Genomic DNA, 5185 nt, shown 5'->3' with positions numbered 1-5185 from the left:
AAGGCGACATAGCGCAGGGTTTCATCCGGCGCGCTGTTCGACACCTGCACCGCCAGCGCCAAACGCTCTCCTGCCAGTGCCAGATCGCCGTCACGTTCATGGGCCTGCGCCATCAAGGTCAGGGTGCCGCTGTCCTGCGGGTTCTGGCCAAGCGCGGTGCGCAGGGCGACGATGGCGTCACCAATGCGGTCATCGTCAATCAGCCAAGCGGCCTGTAGTTTCAGCGCCTCGATATGGCCGGGGTCTTGGGCCAGCACGGCGGCGGTGATGTCCTGCGCGCCAGTGCGGTCGCCCGATTGGGCCAGCATCTGTGCCAGCATGATCTGCAGCTTGCGGGTGTCATCGGACAGCGCGCTACCTGTGTCCTGCGCCAGCACCGCGCGCATCTGGGCGATGCCGTCCTCGGTTTTGCCCGTCTCAAAATCCAGCGCCGCCAGCGTACCTGCATAAAGCCGCCCTTGCGGCGTATCCGCATTGGCGCCTTGCAGCGCGATCAGCTCTGCCCGGGCGGCGTCCACACCGCTGGCCCCGCGCAAAAAGCTGACGACCGTCAGATGCGCACCGACGTCCGTATTGGTGACAGGCCCGGCCAGTTGGCGCAGATAGGCGGCGGCACCACCCGTATCATTCTGGCTGACATACCACCGCAGCAGGTTCTGGCGCACATCGGCGTTGTCTGGAAACAGCTGCGACATGGCCTCTAGCTGCGGGCCAATCGCGGGCAGATCGCCGGTTTGCACCAGCAGCTGCGCCCGGATCAGGTGCAGGTCCAGCGCCTCTGGCTCTGCGATTAAGGCAGCATCGGCAGAGGCCAGCGCACCCGCCAGATCGCCAAGGCGCATCCGTTCGTCCAGATCAATGCGCACCAGCTGCGCGCGGCCCGGCTGGGCAGCATCGGCCTGTGCCAGCCTTGCGCGGGCGTCCTGCGCAGCGGCCGCGATGGCATCTGCGTTGTCGTCCACAATGGCATGCTGATACTGCAGCACCAGATCAAGGCTTTGCGCCGCAGGATCGGCGGGCGCGGCCTTTAGCGCAGCACTAGTATGGCGGGCCGCCTCGCTCCAGTCGCCGCGATCAATGGCGATTTGCGCCAGCGGCAAACGGGCGTCCAGCGTATCCGGGTATTGTTCAACCACCCGAAGATATTGGGCATAGGCTTCGGTGATATCACCGCGGGTTTGCAGCAGGTCCGCATAGGCCAGCCGCGCTTCTTTGTGAAAACCGTTGTTGGCAAAAACGTTGCGAAATTCCAGCATCGCACGCTCTTCGTCCCCGGCCTCTAGCAAGGTCTGCGCAGAGTGATAGTAATCCTCTGCCCGGTCCTGCGATGTCTTGCAGCCCGTCAGCGCCAAAGCCCCCGTCACCATCAGCGCCGCCCACAGCAGGCGCGGCAACCTTGCGGCGGCACAGTGCACAGGGGAAAGGGGGCGGATCGGCAGGGGCACGGGCGGCTCCTATTCGGTTAAGGTCAGTGGCCTGTGGCGCGCATCACAACGCGCAGCGTGGCGGCCAGAATACCGGCGTCGGCGGCAAACGTAACCTTGCTATAATAGGCAGTGTCATAGCTGGCACGGTCGGCGAAATGGGACTCGTTGCGCGCCGATACTTGCCAGCTGCCACTGATACCGGGGCGCAGGTGATAATAGGCGGTGCCGGGATACATGCCGGTCTGGGACGGCAGCATGGGGCGCGGGCCGATCAGGCTCATGTCGCCGCGCAGCACGTTCCACAGCTGGGGCAGCTCGTCCATGGATGTCTTGCGCAGCATCAGGCCAACGCGGGTGATGCGCGGATCCTTCTTTAGCTTTTGCGTGGCATTCCATTCCGCACGGGCGGCAGGAACAGCGGCCAGATGACGTTCCAGCGCCGCATCGGCGTCCGGGATCATCGTGCGCAGTTTCCAAATCTTATACAGACGCCCGCCGCGGCCAACGCGGTCTTGGGTATAAAAGGAGCGGCCCCCCTGACTGGCCACAGCCAGCGCCAGAAGCGCGATGATCACGGTGATAAAGGGCAGCGCCAATAGCACGAGGGCGATATCCACAATGCGTTTACCGCCATTACGGTAGACCCCGCGCACAGGCATGGCGATCCGCACAGCGTTGCGGCGCGTGCCAGGCATGGTCCCGGCTTTGGCCGCGTCCTGCATCAGGTTGTGATAATACATCATGCTTCGACTATCCTAAATCCTCTTCCAGTGTTGCTAGCCCTGCACCCGTGTTGCGCAGGGAATGGCAAAAGCAGCGGTTCTGCTGCGGCACCTTCAGATTTGTCTCTTTCGTCAAACTGCAGACAATTTTGAGCTTTTTTGTGTCCTGTTGATGTATTTTTAACAAAATCATTAAATTATAGTTACGAAGTCCTTAATCAGACTGGGAAATTTGAAATTTGGCAGGGCTAAGGGGCAAAACAGCATGATTGCTTTCATAATATGGCGCGCAACCCGGCAGCGCAGGGCGGCTGATCCGTCGCCGCACACCCGCTGAAAGGTTCGCTGCGCCGCAGAATGCGCCAAAGGTTAACGAAATACGTCATATTTGCGCCTGTTTTCCATGACATTCGTTAACCTGTTAGATCCCCCAGGAACGCCATGACCAGCAGCTTGAACATCTACACCGATTTCTTCGGCCTGACGGAACGCCCGTTCTCTCTCGTGCCTGATCCGGACTTCTTGTTCTGGTCAGAGGCGCACAGCTGGGCGTTCACCATGCTGGAATACGGCATCGTCACCCGCGCCCCGATCACGCTGATCACAGGAGAAGTCGGCGCAGGCAAAACCACGCTGGTGCATCACCTGATCCGCACGATGGAACAAGATGTTCGCGTCGCCCTGATCGCCAATGCCAGCGGCGGGCGCGGCGAGTTGCTGCGCTGGATCCTGCAGTCACTGGGCGAGCCTGCCGCGGGCACGGAGACTTATGTCGATCTGTTTTCTCGCTTTCAGCAGCTCTTGATCGACGAATACGCCGCTGGCGGGCGGGTCGTGCTGATCTTTGACGAGGCGCAGAACCTGTCGCGCGAAGCGCTGGAAGAGCTGCGGATGTTTACCAACATTAACGCCAACAAGGACGAGCTGTTGCAGATCGTGCTGGTCGGCCAGCCAGAGCTGCGGGACACGGTCAACCGCCCTGATCTTTTGCAATTTGCGCAGCGCGTGTCCTCGGCCTTTCATCTGGCCGCCATGGACCGGCGCACCGTCGCCGCCTATATCGCGCACCGCATGCATGTGGCCGGTGCCCAGCACGAAGTGTTCAATGCGGAAGCCTGCGACGCGATCTTTGACGTCACCGGCGGCGTGCCGCGTCTGGTCAACCAGCTGGCCGATCTGTGCCTTGTCTATGCCTTCACCGCCGAAATTCCCCACGTCAACGCCCTGACGGTCGAGGTGGTGTTGTCCGATGGTGTCTTCTTTCCTGCGCGCAGACCTGTAATAGCTGCGGTGCCCTCGACGCCGCGCACAGGAACCGCCTGACCTATGGATATCCGCTTCTATCTTTCGCTGTTTTTGCGGCGCCTGCACTGGTTCTTGTTGTTCTTGATCATCGGCTCGGCCCTTGGCCTGACGCTGGCCAAGGTGCTGCCGCCGGTCTACGTGGCCAAGGCGCGTTTGCTGATGGAATCCGAACAGATCCCCGGTGATCTGGCCGCATCGACCGTGCAGACCGAAGCGACAGAGCAGATGGAGATTATCCAGCAGCGCATCCTGACCCGCGACACCCTGCTGGATCTGGCCAACCGGCTGAACATCTACGCGGGCGCGCCCCATATGTCGCCCCAATCCACCCCTGCCGATACAATCGTGAATGACATGCGAAAACGCATCGCCATCACCACAACGGGCGGCAATACCGGATCGCGCAACCCCGTGCGCGCCACGCTCGTCGCCGTCAGCTTTGAAGCCCCCACAGGAGAGCTGGCTGCGACAGTCACCAACGAGCTGGTCACCCGCATCCTGCGCGAAGACGTCGCCATGCGCACCGGCTCTGCCCGCCAAACGCTGGAGTTCTTTGAGCAAGAGGTCAGCCGCCTTGATGCAGAGCTGACCACACGCGGCGGCGCCATTCTGACCTTTCAAGAAGCCAACCAAGAGACCCTGCCCGACAGCCTAGAATTTCGCCGCGCGCAGCAGACCGCAGGGCAGGCACGCCTGCTGCAGATGGACCGCGATGCGGCGCTGCTCGCCGAACGCCGCCGCGGCGTGGTGGCTCAGCAGGCCGCCGCCGAAGAGGCCGACACCGCCGTCGGCGCCGTCGACCGCACCCAGGAACAGCGCCAGCTGCAGACCCTGCGCGATGATCTAGCCCGCGCCGATGCGATCCTGTCGCCTGAAAACCCTCGCCGCAAATTGCTGCAGACCCAAGTCGATGCGCTGGCCGCCGTCGTCGCTGCACAATCCGAGCAGCGCGGCGTGGCGCGCAACGGCGTGATGGGCGGCGCCTTTGTCGCGCAGCTGGGCGAAATCGATGCGCAACTGGCGTTTCTGGACGAACAAAAGCTGCAGGTGCAGGCGGAACTGGCCCGCCTGCAAACCACGATCGAGGCGACGCCCGGCAATGCCATCGCGCTGGACACCCTGCAGCGCGACTATGCCAATGTGCGCGCCCAATATGACCTCGCCGTCGCCAACCGCGCCCGGGCGGAAACCGGCGATGTGATTGAAACCCTTGCCAAGGGTCAGCGTATTTCCGTCATCGAACAGGCCGTCGTGCCCGCCAGCCCGGACCGGCCCAACCGCAAGCTGATCGCCGCTGCAGGCGTTGGCGGGGGCCTGTTCATGGGCCTTGCCATGGTGATCCTGCTTGAACTGCTGAACAAAGGCATCCGCCGCCCCGCTGATCTGAACAGCGCCCTTGGCATCACCCCCTTCGCCACCCTGCCCTATTTCCGCACGACCGAGGAAAAGTGGCGCCGCCGCGTCATCATCTACGGCGTGCTGGGCGCGCTGCTGGTGGGTATTCCCATCGGTATCTGGGCGCTTGATACCTACTACATGCCGCTTGATCTGATCATCGACGGGCTGGGGCGCCGCATTGGCCTCGCCAGTCTGACGCCCACCAGCCTGACATCCGCGCACACGACCGCATTCGCCTAAGGACGCCGCATATGGACAAGATCAGAGCCGCCATTTCCAAGGCCCGCGCCGACCGAGAGACGCTTGGCGTGCCCCGTCCCCGCGGCAGTAAAC

4 protein-coding genes are annotated in these 5185 nt (G+C 62.6%); 2 read left to right on the top strand and 2 right to left on the bottom strand.

What is annotated here, in order from left to right:
* Both BM131_RS19670 and BM131_RS19665 read right to left on the bottom strand, forming a co-directional pair.
* On the bottom strand, positions 1-1445 hold a 1445-nt coding region (locus BM131_RS19670), incomplete at its 3' end, for a tetratricopeptide repeat protein (protein WP_139222738.1).
* 23 nt (positions 1446-1468) lie between these two features.
* Entirely contained in the window at positions 1469-2170 is a 702-nt protein-coding gene (locus BM131_RS19665; protein ID WP_090192164.1) for a sugar transferase, read from the bottom strand.
* A gap of 420 nt (positions 2171-2590) precedes the next feature.
* On the opposite strand from BM131_RS19665, the gene BM131_RS19660 reads away from it, so the two are divergent.
* Both BM131_RS19660 and BM131_RS19655 read left to right on the top strand, forming a co-directional pair.
* Positions 2591-3472, top strand: a complete 882-nt coding sequence (locus BM131_RS19660) for an ExeA family protein (RefSeq protein ID WP_090192162.1) — start codon at positions 2591-2593, stop codon at positions 3470-3472.
* Positions 3473-3475: 3 nt separating this feature from the next.
* A complete protein-coding gene (locus BM131_RS19655; RefSeq protein WP_090192160.1) occupies positions 3476-5092 on the top strand; it encodes a GumC family protein in 1617 nt (538 codons plus the stop codon).
* Positions 5093-5185 lie beyond the last annotated feature (93 nt).

Source organism: Loktanella salsilacus, assembly GCF_900114485.1.
In the GTDB taxonomy this organism is placed as follows: Bacteria; Pseudomonadota; Alphaproteobacteria; order Rhodobacterales; family Rhodobacteraceae; genus Loktanella; species Loktanella salsilacus.
This window is presented reverse-complemented; position numbering and strand designations above follow the sequence as displayed.